The 2765-nt window shown below is 65.4% G+C and carries 3 protein-coding genes; 1 reads left to right on the forward strand and 2 read right to left on the reverse strand.

Annotated features, from left to right (window positions below; all coding sequences use genetic code 11):
- Positions 1-216: 216 nt before the first annotated feature.
- Complete coding sequence (locus V6M49_RS19655; RefSeq protein WP_332762843.1) at positions 217-639, reverse strand: ester cyclase; 423 nt, start codon at positions 637-639, stop codon at positions 217-219.
- A gap of 192 nt (positions 640-831) precedes the next feature.
- On the opposite strand from V6M49_RS19655, the gene V6M49_RS19660 reads away from it, so the two are divergent.
- Positions 832-2514, forward strand: coding sequence for a LuxR C-terminal-related transcriptional regulator (locus V6M49_RS19660; RefSeq protein WP_332762844.1), 1683 nt, complete (start codon positions 832-834; stop codon positions 2512-2514).
- On the opposite strand, the gene V6M49_RS19665 is transcribed toward V6M49_RS19660, so the two are convergent.
- The coding region (locus tag V6M49_RS19665; RefSeq protein WP_332762845.1) for an ABC transporter permease at positions 2507-2765 on the reverse strand (259 nt) is incomplete at its 5' end. The genes V6M49_RS19660 and V6M49_RS19665 overlap by 8 nt on opposite strands.

Raw genomic sequence — 2765 nt, forward strand, 5'->3', positions numbered from 1 at the left:
GCGCACTACAAGATCCCCCGCTACGTGGACGTCCGCGAAAGTTTCCCCATGACCGTTTCCGGGAAGATCCGCAAGGTGGAGATGCGCGAGGAAGCCGTGGCCCGCCTGGGGCTCTGACAGCAAAGCGGGTCACACCATCGGGGGCTCAAGTGTCCGCTCGCGCTGTATGTGACCGGTGTTAGCGTGAACGGACACCTGAGGCCCGAGGCTTCGAGCTCAGGTTGTCGGAGTCACCCCAAGCTGCGCCATGAGGCCGGCTACATCGTAGTAGCGGCTTTCCTCCGTGACTTCCCCGTCAGTATTGAATTTCGAGAAGACGGCCGCGTTATTGATGAAGGACTTTCCGGTGGCGGGAATCTCGCCGCCGGGCAATGCCAACGGTCCCTGGTGCGTTCCGCGCAGAGTGTACTCGGCTGCGAACGTCTCGCCATCCTGGAGCACGGGCCCCACGGTGAGACTGACATCCGGGAAAGCCCGCAGGAGATCCACCACGTCCTGCTCAATAGCATCCCGCCCCTTCAGCGGCTGCGGGTAGCTCGGGTCGTGGACAACCGCGTCCGCGGCATAGGCTCCCGCAAAGGCCTTCGCATCGTGAGAGTTAAGGGCTTCTACTGACTTGGCAATTGCGTCCGCGCTCATCGTTTGCTCCTTGATTGGTCCTGTGGTCCGCTGTTTGGGACAATTCCAGACTGCCCGGCTTCAAGGACGGGCGGATCGGTCAACTGACCCATTTTGTGGCCGATGCCGGCAGCGCCCATCAGGCGGATTCGGTTCGGCCGCGCCCGAAGTTCCGTCCTAGGGAACGGCAGTGTGAAGTGCTGTAATTGAAGCGTGACGCTGGAGGAAGTGACAGCGAGGGGCTACGCGGCACTGGAAGCGGGGCGGTGGGCGGATGCGCGCGCCGCCTTTGAGGAGGTCCTCTCAGGCACCGGATCGTCGGCCACGCTCGCGGGCTTGGGCGACGCCCTCTTTTTCCTCGGTGAGCTCAGTGAAAGCGTCCGCTGCCGTGAGCGCGCCTACGCCGCCAGCCGCCGCGCGGGCAATGTTCCGGAGGCCATCGACTCCGCCGTATGGCTGTGCCTCGTCTATGGAATGTCCCTCGGCAACGAGGCGGCGGCGCGGGGCTGGCTTGCCCGTGCGGAGAGCATGGCCGGACCCGACGACGGACTGTCCCTTGCGTGGGTTGATTATTGTGCGGCGCTGCTGGCTACGGATGCCCATCGCTGCCGCGACCTGATCGACAGAGCGCTGGCCGCGTCGCATGAGTTGGGCGACCCGGACCTGGCAGTCTGTGCGCTTGCGGAGCGCGGGGTCGTCCTCGTCAAGGGTGGAGACGTCCAGGCCGGGCTTCGCTGTGTGGATGAGGCCATGGCCAGCGCCCTGGGTGGCGACGGAACGACGTTCTATACGGTGGTCATGGCGAGCTGCTCGATGCTGACGGTCTGCGACCTGCTCAGCGACCTCGGGCGGGCTACGCAGTGGTCGCTGGCTGCGGATGACTACATGAGGACCTACGGCTGTCCATACCTTTACGCCCAGTGCCGCATGGTCCACGGGCGGGTGCTCCTGCTGACGGGTCATTGGGCCGAAGCCGAGGACGAGCTGCGGCATGCGGCGGCGAGTACGAAGGACGTCTTCCCCGGTATGTACCACAGGGCCATCGCGAGCCTCGCCGAACTCCGCGTGCGCCAAGGGCACTTCGACGAGGCCAAGGCCTTGATCGAGAGGATCGGCGCTCCGGTCGAGACCAGCCTGGTGGCGGCGGGCCTGGCCCTCGGAAGCAACGAACCGGTGGCGGCCGTGGCACTGGCCGAGCGTTGGCTTCGTTCGGAAAATGAGGGTACCGGCGACGTCGTTCCGACATTGCACGCCGGCGGGCACCGGACCTCTCTGGAAACAGCGAGCGCACGCAGCCTGCTGGTGCAGGCACAGCTGGCAGCAGGCAATCCTGCCGCTGCTGCAGTGGCCGCCGAGCACCTTGGCGACCTTGACGCCAGCGCCGGAGGAGTATGCCTGGTGTCCGCGCATGCCGCTCTGGCAAGGGGCCGGGTTGCAGCCGCCGAGGGCCGGCTGGAGCCTGCCACGTTGTATTTTGAGGACGCCCTCAAGTGGTTCGGGCACTTGGACCTTCCGCTGGAAGCCGCGCGCACACGACTGGAACTTGCGCGTGTTTTAGCCCAAGTCCAGCCCACACTCGCTATCTCCGAAGCCCGCGCTGCCCTGTCAGCGATGGACAGGCTGGGGGCGTCCCATGATGCCGATACGGCAGCGGCACTGCTGCGATCGTGGGGCGCCGGGGGCCGGTCCGTTCCCCGCGAGGCAGGTATTCTCACCCGGCGTGAGCATGAAATTCTGGGGCTGCTGGTTGAGGGCTATTCAAATCCTGAAATTGCGGGGCAGCTGTTCATCAGCAGCAAAACGGTGGCCCACCATGTGAGCAGTGTGCTGGAGAAGCTGGGCCTTCGCAACCGTGCTGAAGCCGCTGCTTACGCCGCCCGCCTGGGCTCTAGCTGATGTTGCGGTTGATGGCCCGCACACCCACTACAAGCCCGACGGCGGCCGTCACCGATGCGGCGAGGAGGCCCAGGAGCGTGTCGGTCCCGACGCTGCCGGCGAACAGCCCCCGTTCGGCGTTGACAAGGTAAGTCAGGGGGTTGAAGAGGCTGGCGGTCTTCATCCAGTCCGGCCCTGCCTCGATGGGCAGCATGATGCCGGACAGGATCATCAGCGGGAAGAGCAGCGTCTGCTGCACACCCCAGAAGATC

This window comes from Pseudarthrobacter sp., from assembly GCF_036675385.1.
In the GTDB taxonomy this organism is placed as follows: Bacteria; Actinomycetota; Actinomycetes; order Actinomycetales; family Micrococcaceae; genus Arthrobacter.